This is a genomic window from Actinospica acidithermotolerans (genome assembly GCF_018139625.1).
Taxonomy (GTDB): Bacteria; Actinomycetota; Actinomycetes; order Streptomycetales; family Catenulisporaceae; genus Actinospica; species Actinospica acidithermotolerans.
On sequence record NZ_JAGSOH010000399.1, the window covers coordinates 1 to 396 of the forward strand.

The window sequence follows — 396 nt, forward strand, 5'->3', positions numbered from 1 at the left end:
CAGCTCGATGATGCCGATGCGGTCGAGCTGCGCCAGGTATTTCACGCCCTCCGCGTCCGAGAGCCGGTAGGTGCCGAGGATCTGCTCCAGCGTCCACTGGCTCAGCACGCAGATCGCCATGAGCAGCAGCTTCTTGTCGGCCACCACGGCGCGTTCCTGCTCCAGCGAGAGCTGGTCGAGCAGCGGCTGGCTGTCGGCCACGCGGCGCGCGAGGTCCGCGAAGTCCAGCCGCAGCGCGCGGCAGATGGCGTCGATGCGCGACAGCGGCATGTCGCCGCGCGCCAGCATGCGCTTGACGCTGGACTCGGCCATGCCGAGGGCCTGCGCGAGGTCGGCATACGTCATGTGCACGGCCTTGAGTTCCTTCTTCAAGGCCGTGCACATGACGTATGCCGA

At 67.7% G+C, this 396-nt stretch carries 1 protein-coding gene; it reads right to left on the reverse strand.

Annotated features, from left to right (window positions below):
• Positions 1 to 384, reverse strand: a 384-nt coding sequence (locus tag KDK95_RS39135) for a helix-turn-helix domain-containing protein (protein WP_212522684.1), incomplete at its 3' end; no start/stop codon positions are given.
• Positions 385 to 396 lie beyond the last annotated feature (12 nt).